This window comes from Pseudomonas sp. A34-9, assembly GCF_029543085.1.
Classification (GTDB): domain Bacteria; phylum Pseudomonadota; class Gammaproteobacteria; order Pseudomonadales; family Pseudomonadaceae; genus Aquipseudomonas.
Genome location: NZ_CP119967.1, coordinates 1,618,802 through 1,643,479, shown reverse-complemented (window position 1 = coordinate 1,643,479; position 24,678 = coordinate 1,618,802). Strand labels below are relative to the sequence as shown.

The window sequence follows — 24,678 nt, the reverse complement described above, 5'->3', positions numbered from 1 at the left end:
TGAATAACCCTTTACTGGCTCAGAGTCGCGTCGTATGTGTCGACGGTGTAACCCCAAGTGGTAGCGGGTGATATACGGATCTGTTGGGCCGCTCCCGCTGTTTTGCCGTTCTCGGGCTTAACAGTCAGTGTTTGTCCTGGCAGCACATAGGCGTTTGGCAGGATCCAGGAGGTGTGATCCGGCAGGGTCTGCACGCCTTGTCCCAGACGCACAACGTAAGGCGATGGGTTGTTGACGATCAGTCTGTTGTCCTTCAACTTCCAGGTCAGATGTTTCCAAGGGGCAAGGTCTCTCTCCAACCCTGCAGGGCGGACAATGACCGGTAAGTTCTGACGCACGGTGGTGCGCACTTCACTTTTGCCCTTTTGCTGGGGAGGCACACCGTCAAACGTGACACGTTTCAGGCGCTCGGTTTTGAGGGGGGCTTTAGTGGAAATGATAAAGCGAACACGCTGAGTCTTACCCGGTTCAACGCGAGCTGCAGGCGGTGTAATGATCAGCAAACTCTCAGGATCTTCAGGTATGTCGATCAATGTGGTCAGCAACAATACCGGGAAGGCATCGGTGTTCTGGACATTGATGGCACCCTCACCATCATCTTGTTCAACAATCACCACGGAAGTTTCGGGAACCACGCCCGTGGCATGCGCACCTGTAGATGCCAGCCACAGGGCAGCGGCCCCAGCCTTAAAAATCGGGGAAAATTTCATTGGATAATTACCGTCTAATTTAAATACGGTTAATTTAAGTGCGAATTGAAAAACCATTAAAACAAGAGGATAGCCGGCTCTATTGAGCCGACCAAATTAAGCGGAGTTACAAGTAAACTAGTTCAAGAGTGGTCAAACCATCTAGATTTACTGGCTTCGACAGGTCTAGTTCAGTGCTCTTGTTTAGGTAGGCTTGCACTTGAAGCTGACCAGTAAGAGTTGTAAATGCTACTGGATCCAAAGAACCGGTAGCAGCCCAAGACAAATATCGATTAGTGTTGGTACCATAAATAGCCCCGGCGACACTAGCGGAAAATTCGCCCCCCAAAGAAGTCTTTTGGATGGTTGTTACGGGAACACCATCAGCGAGCATAGTTGATGCTTGAAAGGCTACGGAATAACCTCCTATTTTGCTGTTGCCATCTAGACCAAGACCTGCAGCGGCCATATTTGTAAAGCCTAAGAGATTTACAGGTGAAAACCCAACTCCGGTAGCGCCCTCAGTTGATCCTGCCAATGTCCCGACGCGTCCGTTTTTGGCGACAACTGCAACTTTCGCAGGTGCGTCACACGTGATATTCATTGCAGTGCTCATCACTGGCAGAACGGTATAGTCGGTAGGAGACAGCGAGCTAGGGGGAATGCTGCCATAGTCAATCGTGCCGCCCCCCCCTAATACTGGCGTGCACGCGGAGGGTGTAACAGCGCCGATAACACGTAGATCTATAGCTGATGCAGACGTGGACGTTGCCGCCAATGTCGCGATGCTAAGGACCAGGGCAATTTGTTTTGTCGTTTGCTTCATAAGATAAACACACCAGAGGTAAATGGACCTATAGGTTATTTAAAGGGGGATTTATCCGAATATAAGAATTAGCTCAAAAGCTTCAAAACAATATCGAATCGCGCCGATTTCGTACACCTTCCGCCTGTACGGACCGGACACATGGTTGACGGGTGTGCGGGGACATGGTGGGCTCTGTGCTGCTGCTGATGGCTTTGATTTTATTCTTGGCCGGGATTCCCGCGACCTTGCACCGTCTGCGTCTCCAGGCCAATTCAAGCAACTGACATTCAAGGACGAATCGCATGACCCTTTTTCGACGGGCCTGGCTGTTGATGACATTAGCAACCGCATCAAGCGCTGTATCAGCCGCCCAAACTGGTAAGGGCATATCTGATGATCTGCTATGGGCATTCCTTCTAGCCGCTCCACCAGTGGCTTACGCAGTAAACAAGTGGTGGCGCTGGGGCATTGGCTTCAGGTTCGGTGCTGCAAGCGGTGCGGGTTTTCTGTCCGCACTGAAGTGGTCATTGATAGCAATCATCTGGGTAGCAATCGTGATGGGGTTAGTATGGTTGACGTACAAGAACTGATACTTGTGATCCAGATTAGTAACCATAACAAAACGCCTGCTCAATAACACAAAGCGTTGGATACTTATACCCATCAGCAGGGACTTCACATGGAACGCTTCCTGCTAATGGTGTTATCTGGCTTGTCAATAATTAGAATAATGGGAGCATTATGCGAAAAATCATTTCAGCCTTGATGTTTTTGCCCGCGATTGCACTTGGGCAAAATTATAGTGAAACAAATTTGAAAGCCCTGGAAGACGCTAATAACGTGACCTATTGGGGCGAGCTGTCAAGGGCGTTTGCAAGCAATCAAAACCAAGAATTGAACTGGTTCAAAAACAAAGCATTTGAACTGGATAAAGAGTTCGCAATAACTGCGTGCGATGATGGCCTTTGCTACGTATGGGAAAGCAGTGGCCGATTAAGGGTTGCAGTCAAACAACAAGAAGGCGACTTCAACGGGCGAAAACTCCAAGGGCAGTTTGTTCGCGTGGTAGGTACAGATGTGTACGGAACGCCAGTTATTGAACGGTTAACTACTAATAAGAAAATTGTAAAACAGCTAGTCAAACAGCCGACTACTGCACCTACGTCCGTACCCACACATGTATCCATCAAACAAGAATATCCTGATCTGGCTGCTCACTTTGACGAGCTTATTAAGTCCCGAGCTTCTGAGGGCTGGTCACGCCCGCCATCTGCAAGGCAGGAAATGATCGTTGAACTGCAAATCAGTATCAGTCCAGATGGAACTGTCACTTCGGTTGACGTAGCGAAAACCAGTGGTGACCTGGCATTTGATAAGTCAGCAGTAGCCGCAGTCAAGAATATTGGAAGGCTCACTGAAATGCAGGAAATGAAACCAACGGAAATCAGTCAATTCAAATCTTTCAAGATGAAGTTTACACCAGAGGATTTGACCCTATGAATCCATAACCAACAACAAAATTACAAACAATCATTAATCAACCAAAACAACAATTAAATGTATTATATCAGCCCTACGGGCATCGCCTATGGCGATCCAGTATGTTTTTGCTTTGATATTAAAAACCATCCTGAAGAAAGTTCCGGACGGATTTTCCCTGTCCAGGAAAATCCTTCCAAGGGAGTCTGAAGAACGTCCCCGGCACGGCCCATACTAGACTTCCATACAACAAGTATTATCTTGATGTTTAGCTCGCGCGGGTAACCCTATGCACGATTAATGTCTGTTTTTTGCTTCGCAGCAGCTACGGTATCCGATTGAGTCCAGTATGACGAAGTTCAATCGAATCGATGGTTGCATCTTTTTCTGCAGAGCCATCATCCTGTCATGGTCCATAATTCATTGTTCTAGTTTGGCGATAGAGGTTGCAAATTCTTCCGATTGTGACTTCCCGGAAAAACCCGCTTACGCAACATTATCGCACGGCCATCTACACCCAACGTTCTTGACGTCTCTTAGAAATTGATACCGTTCGAATTTATGGTCGATTATGGTTTCGACCTGTGCACCTATTCTACTTCCCGCCCCATGCCGGATTAAACATTGGCGGAAGATATAGTTTAGGACCACACATGTATTTATGTCGGTCAAATGCCAAAATCGAAGGAAAATAGAAAATATTTTCAACTTTAGATACGCTGATGCCAAGTCGAACCAGTAGCCCCCAATAAGCCCGCCTAAGGCACGCAGGAAAGACCTGCCACCACCCTAGCAAACACCTTCCGATCACCGCTCAAATCGCACGCTGGCGCCTTGCACAGAAAGAACTAGGACGGCTGCTCAATCAACCAATTTTCATGCTTAATCGGCGCCGTATTAATCGTGCAGTTAAACCATGCTGCACGTGGCAAACACGGACTGTTAGAACAACCCACATGATATATAAAGAATGCTGAACAATCAGTAGAACAAATCGTTCTGATCCGTCTACACATAGGGCCTTCGAAGCACCATACCCCTACTTAAAGGGCATGCCGCCGGGTGCGAAATTTTGGTACAACGGGAGGGGAATCTGCGGTTTTATTTACGTACAAACTCTACGTACAACCAAAAAACAAAAAGCCCCTGAAACCATTGATTTCAGGGGCTTTCATTTGTATGGCGGAGAGATAGGGATTCGAACCCTAGGTACCGGTGAAGGTACAACGGATTTCGAATCCGTCCCATTCGGCCACTCTGGCATCTCTCCAACGGCGCGCATCATAACAACACTTTTACCGAAAGCAAACCCTCTTTCGAAAATTTCTTCGTGCTATCAGATGCTTGCGTCGATTAAAGCGGTACGCCCAGACGATTGGCGACTTCTTCGTAGGCTTCGATGACGTCACCGAGGCCTTGGCGGAAGCGGTCTTTGTCCATCTTCTTCTTGGTGTCCTTGTCCCACAGACGGCAGCCGTCCGGGCTGAACTCGTCGCCGAGGACGATGGAGCCGTCGCTGAACACGCCGAATTCAAGCTTGAAGTCGACCAGCAGCAGGCCAGCGTCGTCGAACAGCTTGGTCAGGACTTCGTTGACCTTGAGCGACAGTTCTTTCATGCGAACCAGTTGCTCGGCGGTGCCCCAACCGAATGCCACGACGTGGGATTCATTGATGAACGGGTCGCCCTTGGCGTCGTCCTTCAGGAACAGCTCGAAGGTGTACGGGTTGAGCTTCATGCCCTCTTCGACGCCCAGGCGTTTTACCAGACTGCCGGCAGCATAGTTACGCACGACGCACTCGACCGGAATCATGTCGAGCTTCTTCACCAGGACTTCGTTGTCGGCCAGCAGTTTGTCGAATTGGGTCGGAATACCGGCCGCTTCGAGTTTCTGCATGATGAAGGCGTTGAACTTGTTGTTGACCATGCCTTTGCGGTCGAGCTGCTCGATGCGCTTGCCGTCGAACGCCGAGGTGTCGTTGCGAAACAGCAGGATCAAGCGGTCAGCGTCGTCGGTCTTGTAAACCGATTTGGCTTTGCCGCGGTAGAGTTCTTCACGTTTTTCCATGATGGGCTCCGCTTGCTAAGTAGGTGGGCTAGGCGATGTGGCGCCAGTCGAGCCCTGAATCTTGATCGGCCAGTTGCAGCCAGTCCGGGTCGCACCCGAGGGTGTCGACAAAACATTGCCGGGCCAGCTGCGGCAGGTTGTTCTTGCTGCTCAGGTGGGCCAGGACCAGATGTTGCAAGCCCTGCCAGCCCAACTCGGACACCAGGAATGCCGCCTGATGGTTGTTCAAATGTCCCTGCTCGCCGCCCACCCGTTGCTTGAGAAAGTACGGGTAATGACCACGGGCCAGCATGTCACGACAATGGTTGGACTCGATCATCAACGCATCGAGGTCCCGATAACCGTCCAGCACCCGCTCGCAGTAGGAACCCAGGTCGGTCAGCAGGCCGAAACGCCGCTGCTCGTGATCACTGAAGACATACTGGGTCGGTTCCTGCGCATCATGGGCCACGGCAATGACCCCGATGTTCAGTGCGCCGATCTGCAGTTGCTCGCCGCCGGCCAGAAAGCCCGCGGGTTCGATCGGTTTGCGCATCCCGCGCAGTGTGCCGCGACTGAGGTAGACCGGTAGATTGTAGCGCCGAGACAGTAAACCCACGCCATGCACGTGGTCGGCATGTTCGTGGGTTACGAGTATCGCGCTCAGTTGCGCCGGGTTCACACCCAGGCGCAACAGGCGTTTTTCGGTTTCCCGCAGGGAAAAACCACAATCCACCAGCACGTACGTATCAGCACTGGCGATCAGCGTGCCGTTCCCTTGGCTACCGCTGCCGAGAACGGCAAAACGCATGGTTGATCAGCCCAGGTTGTCCTGAATCACGCTCAACACTTTGCGTGCCACTTCAGCCGGCGCGACGGTGTTGATGTTTTTCTCGACGGTCACCTGAATGTTCTCGCCAACCTTGCTCAGGCGAACCTGATAACGCTCGGCACGGGCTTCAACTTCTTCCTTGCTCGGCGCGCTGCCGAACAGGCTGCTGAAGAAACCAGGCTTGTCGTCTTTCTTCTCGGCTTTTTCGGCCAGGTTGATGTAGTACAGGCCGAGGCTGCGGTTGATGTCTTCAACGCGCCATTCGCCCTGTTCCAGCGCACGGCCCACACTCGACCAGGCACGGTCCAGATCGGTACCGACGTTCAACACCGGGTTACCGCTGCCGTCTTCGCTGAGGCTGACACGGCTCGGCGTATCGAAATCACGCGAGGCCAGCATCGACACCGAACCGCCCTTCTCGGAGATCCGGCTCATGCTTGCGAGCATGTCGTCGACCAGCGCTGCGTCCAGGCCAGTGTTGACGGAGCGATTGGTGAAGGCCACATCGGCAGTGCTACCGGCAGGACGCTCGGCGCTGACCACGTAGATTTCACTGGTGTTGCGCTGCACGCCCGGCTCGATACGCACACGCACGCGGGTTTCGCTGTCGCTGGCAATACCGGCTGCGCTCAGGCGCTTGGCCATGGACGCGGACAATTCATCGGAATGCTGCCAGGTCGTGGTGAATTCGCCGGTTTGCGGGCGCTGTTCATCCAGACGGAAACCGTTGTCCTGGAAGAATTGCACCGCCACTGGCCAGACTTCGGCCGGTGGGTGCTGGGCCACGACCCAACGCGAATCACCGCTCTTCTGCAGCGAGTAATCGCTGGCATCGGCAACGGCCGACAGCGGCTGAGGACGCGGCACAATATATTCGCCCTTGGCGGTGTCATCAGCCACGTTACGCGGGATCGGCAACAATGGATCCAGACGCTTGGAAGTGCTGACTTCCGGCGGCAGTTGCATCGGTGCAGTCTGTTGCGCTTGCAGGTAATCGCTACCACGGTCGCGGAAATAACCTTCCGGCCCCCAGACCCATCCGCAGCCGCTGGTGCTGGAGATAATCAAGGCAAGTGCGGAAAGTCCGGCCATTCGCTTCATGCGTTGTACTTCCTCAATTAAACCAGGACGCTGCACTGGCGCAGGGCCGAGCGAAGCGTTTCGTGACAAGGTGTGCTCAGCCAGGTCAGTGGCAGGCGGATGCCTTCGTGCATCAGGCCCATTTCAACCAGAGCCCACTTCACCGGAATCGGGTTGGCTTCGATGAACAGGTCTTTGTGCAGCGGCATCAGTTTTTCGTTGATCGCCCGTGCAGTGTCGGCGTCGCCTTTCAGCGCGGCCTCGCACAGATCAGCCATTTCGCGCGGAGCGACGTTGGCGGTCACCGAGATGTTGCCTTTGCCGCCCAGCAGGATCAGTTCAACGGCGGTCGGATCATCGCCGGACAGCACGATGAAGTCCTTGCTCACGCCATCGATGATCGCTTTGGCGCGTTTCAGGTCGCCGGTGGCTTCTTTGATACCGATGATGTTCGGCACGGTGGACAGGCGAATCACGGTCTCGGCCTGCATATCGCACGACGTACGGCCAGGAACGTTGTAGAGAATCTGTGGAATGTCGACCGCTTCAGCGATGTGCTTGAAGTGCTGGTACAGACCTTCCTGAGTCGGCTTGTTGTAGTACGGAACGACCAGCAGGCAGGCATCGGCGCCGGCTTCCTTGGCGTTGCGGGTCAGCTCGACGGCTTCGCGGGTCGAGTTGGCGCCGGTGCCGGCGATGACCGGGATGCGCCCGGCAACCTGTTTGACCACGGCTTTGATGACGGCGATGTGTTCTTCTACATCAAGGGTTGCCGACTCGCCGGTAGTACCGACCGCGACAATGGCATGGGTGCCGTTCTTGAGATGGAAGTCCACGAGTTTGCTGAGGCTGTCCCAGTCAAGACGCCCTTGTGCATCCATGGGAGTGACCAGTGCCACCATACTGCCCGCAATCATGAAACCGCTCCTGCCGGAAAAAGAGAGCGGTAATGGTACTGGCGCCAAGATGCTTGCACAAGCGAAGTACTGCGCTGCCGCCATTCCCCTTGGCGCCGCTTTTCGCTACCCTTCAGACTTTGATCGGTACTGATCAGCTTGTACGCCGGGTTCCAGCCTCCCTTTTCGGCCTCCCAGACCCCGTTCCTGCGTCGCATCGACGCGCTCCCGCTATAGTGGAGCGAGCCGCGAGCGCTTGCCGGGTCCTTTAGTTCGGATGGCCAGAACAGGCGCTTCCCGGCAGCCAACGCCCGTAAACCTACCGACCGCTCATCGCTTTAGGAATGCTGCATGTCCACCCCCACAGTTCGCGAACAATTCCTTGTCATCAGTGCCCTTGGCGCCAACCCCATGGAGCTGACTAACGTCCTGTGCCGCGCCAGCCATGAAAATCGCTGCGCCGTGGTTACTTCGCGCCTGACTCGCCACGGCGAATGCAGTGCGCTGATCCTTGAGGTCTCCGGCAGCTGGGACGCCCTCGCTCGCCTGGAAGGCAGCCTGTCGGGCCTGTCCAAGAAACATGCTTTCACCGTCAACGTGGTGCGCAGCGCGCCGCTGGAAAATCGTCCGCAGGCGCTGCCGTACGTGGCTTATGTGAGTTCGGCGTATCGCCCGGACATCATCAATGAGCTGTGCCAGTTCTTCATGGATCACAACGTCGAGCTGGAAAACCTCACCTGCGACACGTATCAGGCGCCACAGACCGGCGGCACCATGCTCAACGCCACGTTCACCGTAACCCTGCCGGCCGGCACCCAGATCAGCTGGCTGCGCGACCAGTTCCTCGACTTCTCCGATGCGATGAACCTGGATGCACTGATCGAGCCTTGGCGCCCACAAAACCCAATGTAAGGAAGCTTTCATGGCCGTTGTCATCGACCAACCGGTTGCGGATTTCGAAGCACCTGCCACCAGCGGGCAGACCGTCAGCCTGTCTGCCCTGAAGGGCAAGCAAGTGGTGATCTACTTTTACCCCAAGGACAGCACGCCGGGCTGCACCACTGAAGGTCAGGGCTTTCGTGATCAGTACGCCGCGTTCCAGGCAGCCAATACCGAGATTTTCGGTATCTCCCGCGACAGCCTGAAGTCCCACGAGAACTTCAAATGCAAGCAGGAGTTTCCGTTCGAACTGATCAGTGACAAGGACGAGGCCGTCTGCCAATTGTTCGATGTGATCAAGTTGAAGAAGCTGTACGGCAAGGAATACCTGGGCGTTGATCGCAGCACGTTCCTGATTGATAAGGACGGCGTGCTGCGTCAGGAATGGCGCGGTGTGAAAGTGCCGGGGCATGTGGATGCCGTTCTGGCCGCTGCTCAGGATTTGAATAAAGCCTGATGGTTTTGCGTCATTTTTACTGACGCCTTCGCGAGCAGGCTCGCTCCCACATTAAACCGTGCTCGCATGGGCGAATCGATCAAATGTGGGAGCGAGCCTGCTCGCGAATAGCCTTCCTGCAAAATCTGGATCAATCGCTACAGCAGTGGCGCCACCACCGGCTCCTTGCGCGGCCACGCATCCAGTACAGCCTTGAACAGCGTTGCCAACGGAATCGCAAAGAATACGCCCCAGAATCCCCACAACCCGCCAAACAACAGCACCGCGCAGATAATTGCCACCGGGTGCAGGTTGACCGCCTCCGAGAACAGCAACGGCACCAGCACGTTGCCATCCAGTGTCTGAATGATGCCGTACACCGCCATCAGATAGATGAACTGATCGCTCCAGCCCCACTGGAACAATGCAATCAGCAGCACCGGCACGGTCACCACCACGGCACCGACATACGGCACCACCACCGACACACCGACCAGCAACGCCAGCAGCGCCGCATAGTTGAGCCCCAGGGCGACAAAAGCGATGTAGGTCACACCGCCACAAATCACGATCTCGATGACCTTGCCGCGAATGTAATTGGCGATCTGCCGGTTCATCTCCTGCGCAACCCGGGTGATCAGCGCGCGCTCGCGCGGCAGATAACCACGCACCCACTCACCGATCATGACCCGGTCTTTCAGGAAGAAGAACACCAGGATCGGCACCAGCACCAGATAGATCATGATGTTTACCAGCAGCGGCAGACTCGACAGCGAGAATGTCAGCGCCCACTGGCCGAACTTGCCGATTTCGCCGCGCGCGGCTTCGATTGCTTGCAAAACCTGCTCGTCGGACACCAGGTGCGGATAGCGCTCCGGCAACAGCAACAGCAGCGACTGCCATTTGGCGAGCATCCCGGGCAGCTCGTTGAACAGCGTGATCAACTGATGCCAGAGCAACGGCAGCACCACGACGATAAACAGCATCAGCACGCCCATGAACAACGCAAACACCAACCCTACCGCGACGCCGCCCGGCACACGCAGACGTTCCAGCGTGACCACCAGGCCCTGCATCAGATACGCCAGCACCATCCCCGCCAACACCGGCGCAAGCATGCCGCCAAGCGTGAGCACCGCGGTAAAGGCGAGAAACAGCAGCACAGCCAGCACCACGGCTTCTTCGTCGGAGAAGTAGCGCTGAATCCAGTCGCGTAACACTTTGAACATCAATAATCCTTAGATTTAACGCTGTCGGTTTCAGGCCTTTTTCAACCAGTAACGGTAGACACCGGCGTCGTCTTCTTCGCGCAGCAGCGTATGACCGGCCAACTTGGCAAAGGTGCGAAAGTCGCGCTGTGAGCCTGCGTCGGTCGCGATGACCTTGAGGACAGCGCCACTGTGGAGCTTGTTGAGTTCCATTTTTGCCTTGAGCAACGGCAACGGACAATTCAGGCCACTGGCGTCCAGTTCCACGTCATGGGCTACAGCGTCAGTCATTGCGTCACTCCGGTTCAGGTCGTCGAGCTGCCTAGAATATCTGGTCGCAGCTCCGGTGTCCGGCTACAGTAAGGTCTTTGTCTTCTAAGGCTTTGTGCATGACTTTTCTGCGCCCTACCCTGCTGACGCTCGCTTGCCTGCTCGCCTCACCAGGCTTTGCCGACGATCTGCCGTCACTCGGCGACGCCAGTTCTGCCATTGTCTCACCGCAACAGGAATACCAGCTCGGCCGCGCCTGGCTGGCCATGTTGCGCAGCCAGGTTTCCCAGCTCAACGATCCGCAGCTCAAAGACTACGTCGAATCCAGCGTGTACAAGTTGGTCGAGACCAGCCAGGTCACTGACCGGCGCCTTGAATTCATTCTGATCAACAGCCCGCAGCTCAACGCTTTTGCAGCGCCGGGCGGTGTGGTCGGGGTCAACGGCGGCTTGTTCCTCAATGCGCAGACCGAGGGGGAATACGCCTCGGTACTCGCGCACGAATTGGCGCACTTGTCGCAACGCCACTTCGCTCGTGGTGTTGAGGCTTCGCAGCGGATGCAGGTGCCGATGATGGCCGCGCTGCTGGCCGGGATCGTCATCGCCGCAGCCGGCGGCGGTGACGCCGGTATCGCCACCATCGCCGGCACTCAGGCGGCGGCGATTCAATCGCAACGGACCTTCTCCCGGCAGAACGAACAGGAAGCCGACCGTATCGGCATTCTCAACCTGGAAAAGGCCGGGTATGACCCGCGCTCGATGCCGACCATGTTCGAACGCCTGATGCGTCAATATCGTTTCGACGCCAAGCCACCGGAATTCCTGCTGACTCACCCGGTCACCGAATCGCGTATCGCCGACACCCGCAACCGCGCTGAACAGGCAAAACCGGGCGGCATTGAAGACTCCAAGCGCTATCAGTTGATCCGCGCGCGCGTGCAGTTGATCTACGAAGAAACCCCGGGCCTGGGCGCCAAGCGTTTCCGTGCGCAGCTGGATGAGAATCCGAAAAACGATGTGGCGCGCTACGGTCTGGCAATTGCGCAGATCAAGGGTGGCCAGTTGAATGAGGCTCGCGAGAATCTCAAGCAATTGCTGGCCACGTCGCCAAACGAAATCATCTACAACCTCGCGCAGGTCGATCTGGACATTACCAATAATCGTTTGCCGGATGCGCAATCGCGGGTTGACCGCATGCTCACGCAATATCCGGGCAACTATCCCCTGAATCAGGTTCGTGTGGATCTGCTGCTGAAACAGAATCGCGCGCCTGATGCCGAGAAGGCACTGGAAGCGTTACTCAAGTCACGCCCGGATGATCCGGACGTCTGGTATCAGGTCGCCGAGACTCGTGGCTTGTCGGGCAATATCATCGGCCTGCATCAGGCGCGCGCTGAATACTTCGCACTGGTCGGCGACTACCGCCAGGCCATTCAGCAACTGGACTTCGCCAAGCGCAAGGCGGGCAGCAACTTCCCGCTGTCCTCGCGGATTGATGCCCGTCAGCGTGAACTGATGGAGCAGGAGCGGATGATCAAGGACATGATGGGCTGACCGTTACCCGCCAGGACAAAAGCTTCAGGCATAAAAAAACCGCCTCTTTCGAGGCGGTTTCTTTTTTACCTTACCGCTGGGTTATTCAGCCAGCTTGAAGGTGATGAAGCTGGCGCGACCTTGACGCAGAACGCGCATCGACACCGAACGATTCTTCGGCAGCGCTTTGGCGATCTCGCCGAACTCCTTGGTGGAGCCTATGGCTTGATTGTTCAAGTGTGTGATCACGTCACCTGGCTGCAGACCGATCAGGGCCGCAGGACCGTCCTGCACTTCCTTGATCACCACACCACCTTTGAGGTCGTAGGTTTTCTTCTGCTCGGCGGTCAACTCGCCCACCGAAACACCGAGGCGGTTGCTGGTGCTTTCAGTGCCGGACTTCGGCAGCGCATCCAGCTCTTTGTCTTCGTCCGGGATCGCGCCAACCGTCAGTTCGACATTCTTGCGCTTGCCTTCACGAATCACTTCCAGGTTGGCTTTGGCGCCAGCTTTCAGTGCGCCGACCAGATGTGGCAGGTCAGCCGACATAACGATCGGCTGGCCGTTCATGCTCAGGATCACGTCGCCGACTTGCAGGCCACCCTTCGCTGCCGGGCCGTCATCCTGAATCTGGGCAACCAGCGCGCCGGCTGGTTTATCCAGACCGAACGACTCGGCCAGATCCTTGTTCACTTCCTGGATAACCACGCCGAGCCAGCCACGGCTGACTTTGCCACCGCTCTTCAACTGGTTGGACACATCCATGGCCACGTCGATAGGAATCGCGAACGATACGCCCATGAAGCCACCGGAACGGGTGTAGATCTGCGAGTTGATACCGACCACTTCACCATTCAGGTTGAACAGCGGACCACCGGAGTTGCCCGGGTTGATCGGCACGTCAGTCTGAATGAACGGCACGTAATTTTCGTTCGGCAGACTACGACCGACGGCGCTGACGATGCCTTGGGTCACGGTGTGGTCGAAGCCGAACGGTGAACCGATAGCGACGACCCACTGGCCGGCTTTCAGGTCCTGGGATTTGCCAAGCTTCAATACCGGCAGATCCTTGCCTTCGATTTTCAGCAGCGCCACGTCGGAACGTGGGTCGGTGCCGATCAGCTTGGCTTTCATTTCACTGCGATCAGCGAGACGGACGAGGATTTCGTCGGCATCGGCGATCACGTGGTTGTTGGTCAGAATGTAGCCATCCGGAGAGATGATGAAGCCCGAGCCCAACGATTGCGCTTCACGCTGACGATCACCACGCGGCGAGCGCTGTTGAGGCGGCATGCCACGCTCGAAGAACTCGCGCAGCATCGGCGGCAGGCCTTCCAGATCAGGCATCTGCTGGTTCACTTTGCGATCCGGCAGTTTCTGCGTGGTACTGATGTTCACCACGGCTGGCGAAGCTTGTTCGACCAATTGGGTGAAGTCAGGCAGATCGGCTGCTTGCGCAGCAGGTACAGCCTGACCGAGCAACAGCACGGTGGCGAAAATGGAGAGATAAGATTTCAAACTTGGTATCGACATACAGCTCCCGTTACGACGAGCAGGGTTAAGCGATATGGAGCAAGGAACACCGGAAACCACCGACCGGCATTTTTGTTCCGGCAACAACAAACAAGGCCAGAGCCGTGAGGCTCTGACCTATAAAAAATTTCCAGGGTATTTGCAAATGAAAATGCTCAGCAAACATTTCATCTACGTCTCGACAAAGAAGTGGTAACGACTGAAATCAGCTCACTGCTTGCTGGTTGCAGTGCCATCGGTATTACGCATCGACAGAGCAATTCGTTCGGCAGTACCAATCGGGATCTCGCCGACCACGGTGACCATCATTTCGCCCTCAGGCGTGGTCAAGCGGCGGGAGACAGCAACGGTCGGGCCAAGTTGAGTCCGGGTATCGGTAACCGTTGCGCCATTCAACGGCTCAAGGAACACCGAGAATCGCGCCAGACCGTCGTCATATAGCAAGCTATTGACCTGGGTCTTGGTTTCCGGATCTTTGTGCGAGGTGCTGCTGGTCAGTTCAAAACCCGGCGGCAGCCATTCAGAGTGCCATACCTGAGCGGTCTTGACCGCCGAAGCCTTGTCGCTATCCAAAGTAATCGCCTTGCAGTCAGCGTCAGCCTGCAAATCTTTGTCCGACGGAACTTCATCAGTATCAAGACTGGTGAACTGGAAGCGTTCGAGCAACTGCCCCTTGTCGTTTAGCAGTAACGACTTCAGCGGCAAGCCCGTTTTCTTGTCCAGATGCAACTCAAAACCGTAACGATGCTGATCGCGAGGCGTCAGCGATACAATCACTGCGTCCCGCCCAGCCACGCGCGACTTGCCGATGACGGCGAGGTCATACCAGTTTTTCAGCTTTTGCGGATCGAGAGGACGAGCACCTGAGTTGGGTGAATCCCCCAACCCGGCAATCAGGGTGCCGCTGACGCATTGAGTATGTCCATCAATGCGCACGACTTCCTGCGCCGAACCGTCGAGCTGAAGTAAACGCTCACGGACCTGGCCATTCTGGACGCGATGCCAGATGTTATGGGTAGAAAAACTACCGTTACGCTCGTAAACGAATGTGCCGTGAAAGCTTTGCTGCTGCTCGGCCTGGCCCAGACGGCTTAACCAGTCCTGGGCCTCATCAGCATGGGCTGGAACAATGAACCAGCCACTGAGCAGAAGCGAAAGTAGAGGTATGGCGCGCATGATCCTCCTTAACGGTTTTCCAGGCTTGCAGCACGTGCGTATGGCAACGCGCTTTCAGTACCTTTCAGCGCAGCCTGCTGAGCGTGCTGACGCAGGTAGCCCGGCAGACGCTGATCGTGCCAGCCTGGCTGCCCTTGCAATACGCCGTTGGCCATCGGGCCAGTGGCTTCCGAACTCTCACTATAGCCTGCCAGAACAGCCGGGCCGTTGACCTGCGGGGTCGCCAGAGTTGGCTGATTGGATTGCTGAGCCAGTTCGACGCCAGCGATTTCGTCCTGGTTGTACAGGCGAACACCGGCCAACACGGCAACAGTCACCGAGGCAGCAACAGCCAGCCGGCCGAGGTTGCGCCATGGGCTGCGCGATACTTTGGCCGGAGCCGTTTCGTCTTCCAGTGCAGCAGATACTGCCGCAGCGATGTCCAGACGTGGCAGCAGCAGATCCTTGTGCATGGCTGCCCGAGCGATCTGGTAACGAGCCCAGGTCTCACGGGTATCAACATCATCCAGTGCATTGAGCACTCGACGCAATTCCAGTTCGTCCGTTTCGTTATCCATCACTGCGGACAGCGATTCCTGCAGGGCTTCACGACTCATGGCGTTCCTCTCTTGGCTGTCGCCGCTGTCTCAGTTTTCCTGCAACAACGGCTGCAGGGCTTTATCGATGGCCTCCCGGGCGCGGAAAATCCGGGAGCGCACGGTACCCACCGGACATTGCATGACGCTCGCAATGTCCTCGTAACTCAGACCATCGAATTCACGTAAAGTTAACGCCGTACGCAAATCCTCTGGCAGTTGCTGAATGGTTCGATGGACAGTGCCTTCGATCTCATCCCGCAGCAGTGCACGTTCTGGAGATTCGAGATCCTTGAGGCCGTGATCGCCATCGTAGAACTCTGCATCCTCGGAACTTACATCGCTATCCGGCGGCCGACGGCCGCGTGAAACCAGGTAGTTCTTCGCCGTGTTAATGGCAATACGGTACAGCCACGTATAAAACGCACTGTCGCCGCGAAAGTTTCCAAGTGCTCGATACGCCTTGATAAAGGCTTCCTGAGCCACGTCCTGGGCTTCATGGGTGTCGTGCACGAAACGCACGATCAACCCGAGAATCTTGTGCTGATACTTCAGCACCAACAGATCGAAAGCTCGCTTGTCGCCACGTTGAACGCGCTCGACCAGCTGCTGATCCTCTTCCTGGGTTAGCATGAACACTCCTCGATAAGCCCGGAGGAGACTTGCATAACTAAACGACCAGACTTGCAAACATAGACTCGGGCTTTTCGCAAAAGTTCTCCCCCTCAAGGCAAGTTTCCTGCGGGCTCTGATTTGGCACGCACGAAAAACGCAGCGCGGGATAAACCGGCTGCGCGAATAATCTTGTTATCGGTTTCGCCGGGCAGGAATCCAACCGCAGATTCTGCACTGAAGCCGACACGTCCCTTGTTTCTGGCACCGACTATTGATCTTGGGCCTTTGGCAAAAGTTCCAATTATTTATAGCCGTGCCCACCCGACATTGGGCAACTCTGGACAGAAAATTCCTGTTTCAGCAGCGATACAGTCGCCTTTTCCCCAATCGGGTGAAAAAAACTTCCGACGAAGCACCCGGATTTTCCCGTCACAGTAGTTTCACAATGCCATATCGGCCCGGCTATTGTGCCGCCCCACCCCTCTATATACTAGTGGGCTGTGTGGCTGTCTTGACTCGCCGATCCAGCTGTCTTGCGCCACCCCCGACCCGGGTCGCTTTGAGCGGAATCCTGTAATGAGCCAACAATTCCAACATGATGTTCTGGTCATAGGCAGCGGTGCTGCCGGTTTGAGTCTCGCGCTGACCCTGCCGGGTCATTTGCGCATTGCTGTATTGAGTAAGGGCGATCTGGCCAACGGTTCGACGTTCTGGGCTCAGGGTGGCGTCGCCGCCGTACTCGACGACACCGACACTGTCGAATCCCATGTTGATGACACCCTGAACGCCGGCGGTGGTCTGTGCCATGAAGACGCCGTGCGTTTCACCGTCGAGCACAGCCGCGAAGCCATCCAGTGGCTGATCGACCAAGGCGTGCCCTTCACCCGCGACGATCAGTCCGGCACGGAGGATGGCGGATTCGAGTTCCATCTGACCCGTGAAGGCGGACACAGCCACCGACGCATCATCCATGCGGCCGATGCTACGGGTGCGGCAATCTTCAAAACCTTGCTGGCTCAAGCCAAAGAGCGTTCGAACATCGAACTGCTGGAACAGCGGGTTGCCATTGATCTGATCACCGAACGACGTTTGGGCATGGACGGCGAGCGCTGCCTCGGCGCTTACGTACTCAACCGTAAAACCGGCGAAGTCGACACCTACGGCGCACGCTTCGTGATTCTGGCCTCGGGCGGCGCCGCCAAGGTCTACCTTTATACGAGCAACCCCGACGGCGCCTGCGGTGATGGCATTGCCATGGCCTGGCGATCGGGCTGCCGGGTGGCGAACCTGGAATTCAACCAGTTTCACCCGACCTGCCTGTATCACCCACAGGCCAAGAGTTTTCTGATCACCGAAGCCCTGCGCGGCGAAGGCGCACATCTGAAGTTGCCCAATGGCGAGCGCTTCATGTATCGCTTCGACAAGCGCGCCGAACTGGCCCCGCGCGACATCGTCGCCCGCGCCATCGACCATGAAATGAAGCGCCTGGGCGTTGACTGCGTCTACCTCGACATCAGCCACAAGCCCGAAGATTTCATCAAAACGCACTTCCCCACTGTTTATGAGCGCTGCCTCGGTTTCGGCATCGACATCACCCGGCAACCGATCCCGGTCGTACCGGCCGCGCATTACACCTGTGGCGGCGTGATGGTTGATCAGAACGGTCGCACCGATGTGCCGGGGCTGTATGCCATCGGCGAAACCAGCTTCACCGGCCTGCACGGCGCCAACCGCATGGCCAGCAACTCGCTGCTGGAATGCTTCGTCTATGCGCGCTCGGCAGCGGCGGACATCCTCGCGCAACTGGACGATGTCGCCGCGCCAAGCGCCCTGCCCGTCTGGGATGCCAGTCAGGTGACCGACTCGGACGAGGATGTGATCATCGCGCACAACTGGGATGAGCTGCGGCGGTTCATGTGGGACTACGTCGGTATCGTGCGCACCAACAAGCGCCTGCAACGAGCGCAGCACCGTGTGCGCTTGCTGCTGGACGAGATCGACGAGTTTTACAGCAACTATAAAGTCAGCCGTGACCTGATCGAGTTGCGCAACCTGGCGCAAGTGGCCGAACTGATGATCTGCTCAGCCATGGAACGCAAGGAAAGTCGCGGCCTGCACTACACGCTCGACTACCCCGACATGCTGCCCGAGGCGCTCGACACTATTCTGGTGCCGCCCACCTACGTCGGCTGAACTTGAGCCGTACTCGCAGGCGCCGATGTAAATCGGCTGTCTGCGAGTCGCGCGGTACACAGATCGACCTGACCCACCGCTCCCCTCGCAACCTGAACCTCAGCACCACAATCAGCGGTAACGCGAGACTGTCCGGGCGCAGTTGCACCGATTGCCAGCCATCAGCCTGATTCCACAACTGCCAACCATCGGCGTCCCGGCGTAATCCACTAAAGGCCTTGGGATGACTCAGCAGAACCTGTCGAGGCAACACCCATAATCCGTGAAGCAGACAGCCAAAAGCCCCGAGCAGACTGGCCCAGAGTGGAATAGAAAGCAGAAACAACGAAGCCAGTGCGAACGCCTGGGCCAACAGATACGCCGCCAGCAACTGCCGTGAGGCATGCCAGCGGCATTCGAAGGTGTTACTTGGGCTGGACACGATCCAGGATCATGCGAACCATGCGCTGCAGTTCCGGGTCTTCAGATTCGCTGCGCTCCATGAACCAGCCGAACATGTCCTGATCCTCGCACGTCAGCAGACGCACATACAGATCGCGATCCACCTGGTTCAACGTCGCGTAAACCTCCTGCACGAATGGCACCAGCAACACGTCAAGCTCAAGCATGCCGCGACGGCTGTGCCAAAAGAGGCGATTCAGTTCAACTTGTTCGACCATGGAGCCCTCCTCAAATTTGGCGGCAAGTATACAGCCCCGAGACAGGTCGCACAGTCGGCTTTGGTCGGGGACCACCGATCCTTTATCAACTACCCATTTCAACAACGCGCCCTTATGATGTGCCCCAGTCTATTTACCCTGCGATGACCCATGGCCGATTCTGCTTTTTTCTGCACCCTGTCTCATGAAGGCGTTCTCGCGGTACGCGGCGCGGATGCCGGAAAATTCCTGCAAGGCCAGTTGACCTGCAACCTCAATTACCTGAGCGACAGCCGCGCCAGCCTGGGCGCCCGCTGCACGCAGAAAGGCCGGATGCAATCGAGCTTCCGCATTCTGCTCGAAGGTGACGGCGTGGTCCTGGCAATGGCCAGCGAGTTGCTGGAGCCGCAACTGGCGGACCTGAAAAAGTACGCGGTGTTCTCCAAATCGAAACTGACCGATGAAAGCGCCGCCTGGGTGCGCTTCGGCCTGGCCCATGGCGACAACGCCTTGACCAGCCTGGGCCTCGATTTGCCAACGGAAACCGATAGCGTCGTGCGTAACGAAGGCCTGATCGCGATTCGCGTCTCGCCCGATCGCGCCGAACTCTGGGCACCCGCCGATCAGGCTGACGCGATAAAAGCCAAATTGTCCGCAACCCTGCCTGAAGCCGAGCTGAATCAATGGCTACTGGGCCAGATCCGTGCCGGTATCGGTCAGGTCATGCCAAGCACCCGCGAGCTGTTCATCCCGCAGATGCTCAACCTGCAAGCCGTTGGCGGCGTGAGTTTCAAGAAAGGCTGCTACACCGGCCAGGAAATCGTCGCGCGCATGCAGTACCTGGGCAAACTCAAGCGTCGTCTGTACCGCCTGAGCCTGGACGCTGCCGAGTTGCCGGCGCCGGGCACGCCGTTGTTCGCACCTAGCCACAACAGCTCTGTCGGCGAAGTGGTACTGGCCGCCCATGCCGGGCAAAACATTGAACTCCTGGCGGTGTTACAGGCCGAAGCTGCCGAAGCGGGCGATTTGCACGTGGGTGCCCTCGAAGGCCCGGCGCTGCACTTGCTCGACCTGCCTTACGAACTGGATCGCGACCGCGAAATCCAGCGCTGATCGCAGCATTTGTTGCAACACCCTAGAGAGTTTAAATGAGCGAACTGGCGGAAAAGGTCCAACAGGATTTGGTTGAGGCCATCGATAACGATGACCTGGTTCTGCCCACGTTGCCGGAAGTGGCCCTGCAGATTCGCAAGGCCGCTGAAGACCCGGAAATCAGCGTCAGCGACCTGAGCAAAGTGATCGGCCGGGACACAGCGCTGTCGGCGCGCCTGATCAAAGTGGTCAACAGCCCGCTGCTGCGCGCCGCACAGGAAGTCACCGACCTGCACACAGCCATCACCCGGCTGGGCATCAACTACAGCAGCAACCTGGCGATCGGCCTGGTGATGGAGCAGATCTTCCACGCCCGCTCCGAAGTGGTCGAGCAGAAGATGCGCGAAGTCTGGCGCAAGAGCCTGGAAATTGCCGGGGTCAGTTATGCGCTGTGCCGCCGCTACACACAACTCAAGCCCGATCAGGCGGCGCTCGGCGGACTGGTGCATCAGATCGGGGTGCTGCCGATTCTGACCTACGCCGAAGACCACTACGAACTGCTGTCGGACCCGGTCAGCCTCAACCATGTGATCGATCGCATTCATCCGTTGCTGGGCGACAAGCTCCTGCGGGTCTGGGAGTTTCCGGAACGTCTGGTGGAGTTGCCGGGGCGCTATCAGGATTTCAAGCGCGATTCGACGGCCATTGATTACGTCGATCTGGTGCAAGTGGCCAGTCTGTATTGCCACAAGAACACTGATCACCCGTTTGCGCGGATCGATCCGCTGACTGTGCCGGCGTTCAGAAAGCTCGGGATTGATCCGGAGAACAAAGCGCTGTGTGAAGATCTGGAAGAATCGCGGACGATGTTTTACTGATCCGAGACTGCGGCGCGCGCTTCGCGAGCAAGCTCGCTCCCACAGGAGAATACATTCCAAAGTGGGAGCGAGCTTGCTCGCGAAGGGGCCAGCAAAGCCACCACAATCATCCGGCAATAAAACTGACCCGCACCTTCAACCCCGCCTGCTCACCGTCATGCAAACTGATCTGGGCCAGATGCGCCCGGCAGATCTCGCCAACAATCGCCAAGCCCAGCCCAGAACCCGCCACCTGCTGATTGCGCCGATAGAAGCGCTCGAACACCCGATCACGTTCCTCCAGCGGGATGCCCGGGCCGTCATCTTCCACCTCAAGTATTGCCGGTGCGGTGACGCGCAAAATGACGTTGCCGCCCGGTGGCGTGTGCGCCAGTGCGTTGTCCACCAGATTGCTCAGCAACTCATTCAGCAACGTCGGCTCACCGCGCAACCACACCGGCTCGTCCGCCTCCAGCGCCAGTGCGACCCCGCGTTTGTGTGCCAGTGGCGCCATGGCCATCCCCAGCTCCCGGGCCAACTGACTCAGATCGAGCAACTGTGCGCCGCCCTCGGCAATCGCCCGGGCACCGTTTTCGACGCGCGCCAGCGACAGCAACTGATTGGCCAGATGGGTCAAGCGATCAGTGCTTTGCGCTGAGGATTCCAATGTCGTGCGCCAGGTCTCGGGTTCGTTCGAGCGCAGGCCCAATTCAAGCCGCGCCTTCAGCGCCGCCAAGGGTGTACGCAGTTCATGGGCCGCATCGGCGATGAACTGCGCCTGCCGTTCAAACTGACCACGCAAGCGCTCGGTGAAATGATTGAGCCCGCGCACCAACGGCCACAGTTCATGCTGCACTTCAACCAACGGCAGCGGCCGCAAGTCATCGGGCTGACGTTCTTCCACCGCTGTGCGCAAACGCTCCAATGGGCGCAATGCCGCGCTGACCGCAAACCAGACCAGCAACAACGCGCCAATTGCCAGCATGCCCAATCGCAGCAAGGTATCGGCCGCCAGACTGCGCGCCATGCTCACCCGTGCTTCATCGGTTTCGGCCACGCGGATTTCCGCCATGCCGTTCATGTTTGGCTCGGTCACCGCCTTGAGCAGGCTGACCACGCGCACGTTTTGCCCTTTGTAGGTGGCGTTGTAGAAGCGCGCCAACGCGGGATAACTGTCAGTGCGCGGCGTTCCCGGTGGCGGGCCGGGGAGGTTTTCGTAGCCGGAAATCAGCTTTTGATGGATGTCGTTGACCTGATAGTAAATCCGCCCGGCGCTGTCATAAGCGAAAGTATCGAGTGCCACGTAAGGCACATCGGCGCTCAGTGTGCCGTCACGTTGCGACAGACCCGCCGCGATGGTCCGCGCCGAGGCCAGCAACGTGCGATCGTATGCCGTGTCGGCGGCTTCGCGACCGTTCCAGTAAGCGCTCAAGCCACTGGCGAGCATCAACACCACCAGCAACAGCGCGAGGTTCCACAGCAACCGCCAGCGCAGGCTGCTGGGCTTATGCATCGCGGCTTTCCAGAAGATATCCAAGGCCACGGAACGTCACGATCGCCACCGGTTGCCCGTCGAGTTTCTTGCGCAAGCGATGCACGTAAATTTCGATGGCGTCGGGGCTGGCTTCTTCATCGAGGCCGAACACCTGAGCGGCCAGTTGCTCCTTGCTCATCACCCGCCCCGGCCGGGCGATCAGTGCTTCCAGCACGGCTTGTTCGCGAGAGGTCAACGTCAGCAATTCTTCACCGAGGGTGAAGCGCCGGGTGTCGAGGTCATAGGCGAGTACGCCGCAGCGCTGCTGACGCTCGCCGCCCAGCACGCTGCGGCGCAGCAATGCTTTGACCCGCGCTTCCAGTTCAGTCAGTTCGAACGGTTTGGCGAGGTAATCATCAGCACCCAGATTGAGGCCATGGACGCGATCCTTCACATCACTGCGCGCCGTCAGCATCAGCACCGGCAGATTCTTGCCGCGTGCACGCAAACGCGCCAACACCTCGAAACCGTCCATGCGCGGCAGGCCGACATCGAGGATCGCCACGGCGTATTCCTCACTGCCCAGCGCCAGGTCGGCGGCCACGCCATCGTGCAACACATCCACGGTCAGACCGGTGCTCTTGAGCGCCTGAGCGACACTTTCGGCCAGTTGCAGATGGTCTTCGACGAGCAGGACACGCATGGATTTTTACCTCGTTCAGGGATGGCCGACGCCACGCTTTGCCGCGGAGTTTACAGCCGCAACCGCCGCTGTGAAGCCCGAAAACCTTGAAAGTCTGCTGAAAGGTTAGCGAAAGGTTAGCTGGTTAGAGTCGGCCCACGGACAGTTCCGACTGCCGTCGCTGATGCCACACAGCGCAACGAAAAACGCCTCGAAGCGTTTTCGACCAATAAGAACAATAAACGGAGTACACCCGCATGCCGTCCATGCAGCTTCAGGCGTCCACGCCTGCTCGCCCTTGCCGTTTCAGCCACACCGCCCTTGCCAGTGCCGCCGCCCTTGCCGGTTTTTCGCCGTTGAGCTTTGCCGACTTCATTGAAGACAGCAGCGCCACGTTCGAAACCCGCAACATGTACTTCAACCGTGACTTTCGCGATGGCACCAGCGCCCAGCAATCCAAGCGTGACGAATGGGCCCAGGGTTTCATGCTCAATCTGCAATCGGGTTACACCGATGGCACCGTGGGGTTCGGTGTCGATGCGTTGGGCATGCTTGGAGTAAAACTTGATTCGAGTCCGGACCGCACCGGCACCGGCCTGCTACCGACCCACGATGACGGGCGCGCCGCCGATGAATACTCGAAAGTCGGCCTGACCGGCAAAGTGAAAATCTCCGCCACGGAACTGAAAATCGGCAGCCTGATTCCCGAACTGCCGATCCTCAAACCCAACGACGGGCGCATCCTGCCGCAGACCTTTGAAGGCGGTCTGCTGACCTCCAAAGAGATCAAGAACCTGACCTTCACCGGCGGCCGTCTGGAAAAAGCCAAGGACCGCGACAGCACCGATTTCGAGGACATCGCCCTCAACAACAAGAACAGCCGTTTTGCCGGCACCGCTGCCGGCAAGCACTTCGATTTTGGCGGCGTGGATTACAAGTTCACCGACAAGATCACCGGCAGTTACCACTTCGCGCAACTCGACGAAGTCTACAACCAGCACTTCTTCGGCCTCGTTGCCTCGCGGCCGATGGGCCCAGGCACGTTCGCCACTGACCTGCGTTTTGCCGTCAGTGATGATCAGGGTGCGGCCCGTGGTGGTGAGATCGACAACCGCTCGCTCAACGGCCTGGTCAGCTATGCGCTGAGCGGCCACAAATTCAGTGCCGGTTATCAACACATGTCCGGCGACAGCGCTTTCCCTTACGTCGATGGCAGCGACCCGTACCTGGTCAACTTCGTACAGATCAACGACTTCGCCGGCGCTGGAGAACGCTCCTGGCAGGCTCGTTACGATTTTGACTTCGCCAGGCTCGGCATTCCTGGCCTGAGCTTCATGAGCCGCTACTTGAGCGGTGACAACATCAAGCTCAAGAACGGTGAAGAAGGCAAAGAGTGGGAACGCAACACCGAGATCAAATATGTAGTACAAAGCGGCGCCTTGAAGGATGTCGCCGTGCGTTTGAGGAATGCCACTTACCGTTCCAATTACTCGGCTCGCGATGCGGATGAAGTGCGGTTGCTGGTGAGCTATAGCGTTGCCCTTTGGTAATTGATTGAAATGCCTTGGTGTTGTGGTCGGGAGATCAAAAGATCAAAAGATCAAAAGATCGCAGCCTACGGCAGCTCC

At 57.1% G+C, this 24,678-nt stretch carries 24 protein-coding genes, 1 tRNA gene and 1 pseudogene; 8 read left to right on the top strand and 18 right to left on the bottom strand.

What is annotated here, in order from left to right; all coding sequences use genetic code 11:
• Positions 1-11: 11 nt before the first annotated feature.
• From P3G59_RS07340 to P3G59_RS07330, 3 genes are all read right to left on the bottom strand, one after another.
• Positions 12-710: a fimbria/pilus chaperone family protein gene (locus P3G59_RS07340; RefSeq protein ID WP_277761040.1), complete on the bottom strand. Its 699-nt coding sequence runs from the start codon at positions 708-710 to the stop codon at positions 12-14.
• A 106-nt stretch (positions 711-816) separates the two neighbouring features.
• On the bottom strand, positions 817-1,515 hold the full coding sequence (locus P3G59_RS07335) for a DUF1120 domain-containing protein (RefSeq protein ID WP_277761039.1): 699 nt from the start codon (positions 1,513-1,515) through the stop codon (positions 817-819).
• A 418-nt stretch (positions 1,516-1,933) separates the two neighbouring features.
• A complete protein-coding gene (locus P3G59_RS07330; protein ID WP_277761038.1) occupies positions 1,934-2,176 on the bottom strand; it encodes a hypothetical protein in 243 nt (80 codons plus the stop codon).
• Positions 2,177-2,700: 524 nt separating this feature from the next.
• Between P3G59_RS07330 and P3G59_RS07325 the strand changes: the two are divergent.
• A pseudogene (locus P3G59_RS07325) lies at positions 2,701-2,997 on the top strand (energy transducer TonB); the annotation flags it as partial.
• Between the two features lie 1,159 nt (positions 2,998-4,156).
• Here P3G59_RS07325 and P3G59_RS07320 read toward each other — a convergent pair.
• The 5 genes from P3G59_RS07320 to dapA all read right to left on the bottom strand — a co-directional run bounded on the left by P3G59_RS07320 (position 4,157) and on the right by dapA (position 7,851).
• Positions 4,157-4,246 (bottom strand) — tRNA-Ser (locus P3G59_RS07320).
• 83 nt (positions 4,247-4,329) lie between these two features.
• A complete protein-coding gene (purC, locus tag P3G59_RS07315; RefSeq protein WP_103305607.1) occupies positions 4,330-5,043 on the bottom strand; it encodes a phosphoribosylaminoimidazolesuccinocarboxamide synthase in 714 nt (237 codons plus the stop codon).
• A 28-nt stretch (positions 5,044-5,071) separates the two neighbouring features.
• A complete protein-coding gene (locus P3G59_RS07310) occupies positions 5,072-5,833 on the bottom strand; it encodes an MBL fold metallo-hydrolase (RefSeq protein ID WP_277761037.1) in 762 nt (253 codons plus the stop codon).
• A gap of 6 nt (positions 5,834-5,839) precedes the next feature.
• Complete coding sequence (gene bamC, locus P3G59_RS07305; RefSeq protein ID WP_034153155.1) at positions 5,840-6,955, bottom strand: outer membrane protein assembly factor BamC; 1,116 nt, start codon at positions 6,953-6,955, stop codon at positions 5,840-5,842.
• Positions 6,956-6,972: 17 nt separating this feature from the next.
• Positions 6,973-7,851: a 4-hydroxy-tetrahydrodipicolinate synthase gene (dapA, locus tag P3G59_RS07300; protein ID WP_093438308.1), complete on the bottom strand. Its 879-nt coding sequence runs from the start codon at positions 7,849-7,851 to the stop codon at positions 6,973-6,975.
• A 330-nt stretch (positions 7,852-8,181) separates the two neighbouring features.
• On the opposite strand from dapA, the gene P3G59_RS07295 reads away from it, so the two are divergent.
• Positions 8,182-8,742, top strand: a complete 561-nt coding sequence (locus P3G59_RS07295; protein ID WP_007911394.1) for a glycine cleavage system protein R — start codon at positions 8,182-8,184, stop codon at positions 8,740-8,742.
• Positions 8,743-8,752: 10 nt separating this feature from the next.
• Positions 8,753-9,226 (top strand): peroxiredoxin, encoded by a 474-nt coding sequence (locus P3G59_RS07290; RefSeq protein WP_007911395.1) that lies wholly within the window; start codon positions 8,753-8,755, stop codon positions 9,224-9,226.
• 137 nt (positions 9,227-9,363) lie between these two features.
• On the opposite strand, the gene P3G59_RS07285 is transcribed toward P3G59_RS07290, so the two are convergent.
• Together P3G59_RS07285 and P3G59_RS07280 are read right to left on the bottom strand one after the other, a co-directional pair.
• Complete coding sequence (locus P3G59_RS07285; RefSeq protein ID WP_122600680.1) at positions 9,364-10,434, bottom strand: AI-2E family transporter; 1,071 nt, start codon at positions 10,432-10,434, stop codon at positions 9,364-9,366.
• A 30-nt stretch (positions 10,435-10,464) separates the two neighbouring features.
• Positions 10,465-10,704, bottom strand: a complete 240-nt coding sequence (locus P3G59_RS07280; protein ID WP_277761036.1) for a sulfurtransferase TusA family protein — start codon at positions 10,702-10,704, stop codon at positions 10,465-10,467.
• 98 nt (positions 10,705-10,802) lie between these two features.
• On the opposite strand from P3G59_RS07280, the gene P3G59_RS07275 reads away from it, so the two are divergent.
• Positions 10,803-12,236 (top strand): M48 family metalloprotease, encoded by a 1,434-nt coding sequence (locus tag P3G59_RS07275; RefSeq protein WP_016984698.1) that lies wholly within the window; start codon positions 10,803-10,805, stop codon positions 12,234-12,236.
• An 81-nt stretch (positions 12,237-12,317) separates the two neighbouring features.
• Here P3G59_RS07275 and P3G59_RS07270 read toward each other — a convergent pair whose 3' ends face one another.
• From P3G59_RS07270 to rpoE, 4 genes are all read right to left on the bottom strand, one after another.
• A complete protein-coding gene (locus P3G59_RS07270; protein WP_277761035.1) occupies positions 12,318-13,748 on the bottom strand; it encodes a DegQ family serine endoprotease in 1,431 nt (476 codons plus the stop codon).
• A 210-nt stretch (positions 13,749-13,958) separates the two neighbouring features.
• Entirely contained in the window at positions 13,959-14,924 is a 966-nt protein-coding gene (locus tag P3G59_RS07265) for a MucB/RseB C-terminal domain-containing protein (protein ID WP_277761034.1), read from the bottom strand.
• Between the two features lie 8 nt (positions 14,925-14,932).
• Entirely contained in the window at positions 14,933-15,520 is a 588-nt protein-coding gene (locus tag P3G59_RS07260; RefSeq protein WP_277761033.1) for an RseA family anti-sigma factor, read from the bottom strand.
• Between the two features lie 30 nt (positions 15,521-15,550).
• Complete coding sequence (rpoE, locus tag P3G59_RS07255) at positions 15,551-16,132, bottom strand: RNA polymerase sigma factor RpoE (RefSeq protein WP_003172477.1); 582 nt, start codon at positions 16,130-16,132, stop codon at positions 15,551-15,553.
• Between the two features lie 558 nt (positions 16,133-16,690).
• Between rpoE and nadB the strand changes: the two genes are divergently transcribed.
• Entirely contained in the window at positions 16,691-18,307 is a 1,617-nt protein-coding gene (nadB, locus tag P3G59_RS07250; RefSeq protein WP_277761032.1) for an L-aspartate oxidase, read from the top strand.
• On the opposite strand, the gene P3G59_RS07245 is transcribed toward nadB, so the two are convergent.
• Both P3G59_RS07245 and P3G59_RS07240 read right to left on the bottom strand, forming a co-directional pair.
• On the bottom strand, positions 18,276-18,728 hold the full coding sequence (locus P3G59_RS07245; RefSeq protein WP_277761031.1) for a protein YgfX: 453 nt from the start codon (positions 18,726-18,728) through the stop codon (positions 18,276-18,278). The genes nadB and P3G59_RS07245 overlap by 32 nt on opposite strands.
• Complete coding sequence (locus P3G59_RS07240) at positions 18,712-18,966, bottom strand: succinate dehydrogenase assembly factor 2 (RefSeq protein ID WP_007911418.1); 255 nt, start codon at positions 18,964-18,966, stop codon at positions 18,712-18,714. Before P3G59_RS07240 ends, P3G59_RS07245 begins: the two co-directional genes overlap by 17 nt.
• Positions 18,967-19,116: 150 nt before the next feature.
• Between P3G59_RS07240 and P3G59_RS07235 the strand changes: the two genes are divergently transcribed.
• Together P3G59_RS07235 and P3G59_RS07230 are read left to right on the top strand one after the other, a co-directional pair.
• On the top strand, positions 19,117-20,058 hold the full coding sequence (locus tag P3G59_RS07235) for a folate-binding protein YgfZ (protein WP_277761030.1): 942 nt from the start codon (positions 19,117-19,119) through the stop codon (positions 20,056-20,058).
• A gap of 35 nt (positions 20,059-20,093) precedes the next feature.
• On the top strand, positions 20,094-20,915 hold the full coding sequence (locus tag P3G59_RS07230) for an HDOD domain-containing protein (protein WP_277761029.1): 822 nt from the start codon (positions 20,094-20,096) through the stop codon (positions 20,913-20,915).
• Positions 20,916-21,021: 106 nt separating this feature from the next.
• Here the strand turns inward: P3G59_RS07230 and P3G59_RS07225 are convergent, their stop codons facing one another.
• Both P3G59_RS07225 and P3G59_RS07220 read right to left on the bottom strand, forming a co-directional pair.
• Positions 21,022-22,407: a sensor histidine kinase gene (locus tag P3G59_RS07225; protein WP_141128008.1), complete on the bottom strand. Its 1,386-nt coding sequence runs from the start codon at positions 22,405-22,407 to the stop codon at positions 21,022-21,024.
• Entirely contained in the window at positions 22,400-23,071 is a 672-nt protein-coding gene (locus tag P3G59_RS07220; RefSeq protein WP_034153139.1) for a response regulator, read from the bottom strand. Before P3G59_RS07220 ends, P3G59_RS07225 begins: the two co-directional genes overlap by 8 nt.
• Positions 23,072-23,307: 236 nt before the next feature.
• On the opposite strand from P3G59_RS07220, the gene P3G59_RS07215 reads away from it, so the two are divergent.
• Positions 23,308-24,600, top strand: coding sequence for an OprD family porin (locus P3G59_RS07215; RefSeq protein WP_277761028.1), 1,293 nt, complete (start codon positions 23,308-23,310; stop codon positions 24,598-24,600).
• Positions 24,601-24,678: the final 78 nt, after the last annotated feature.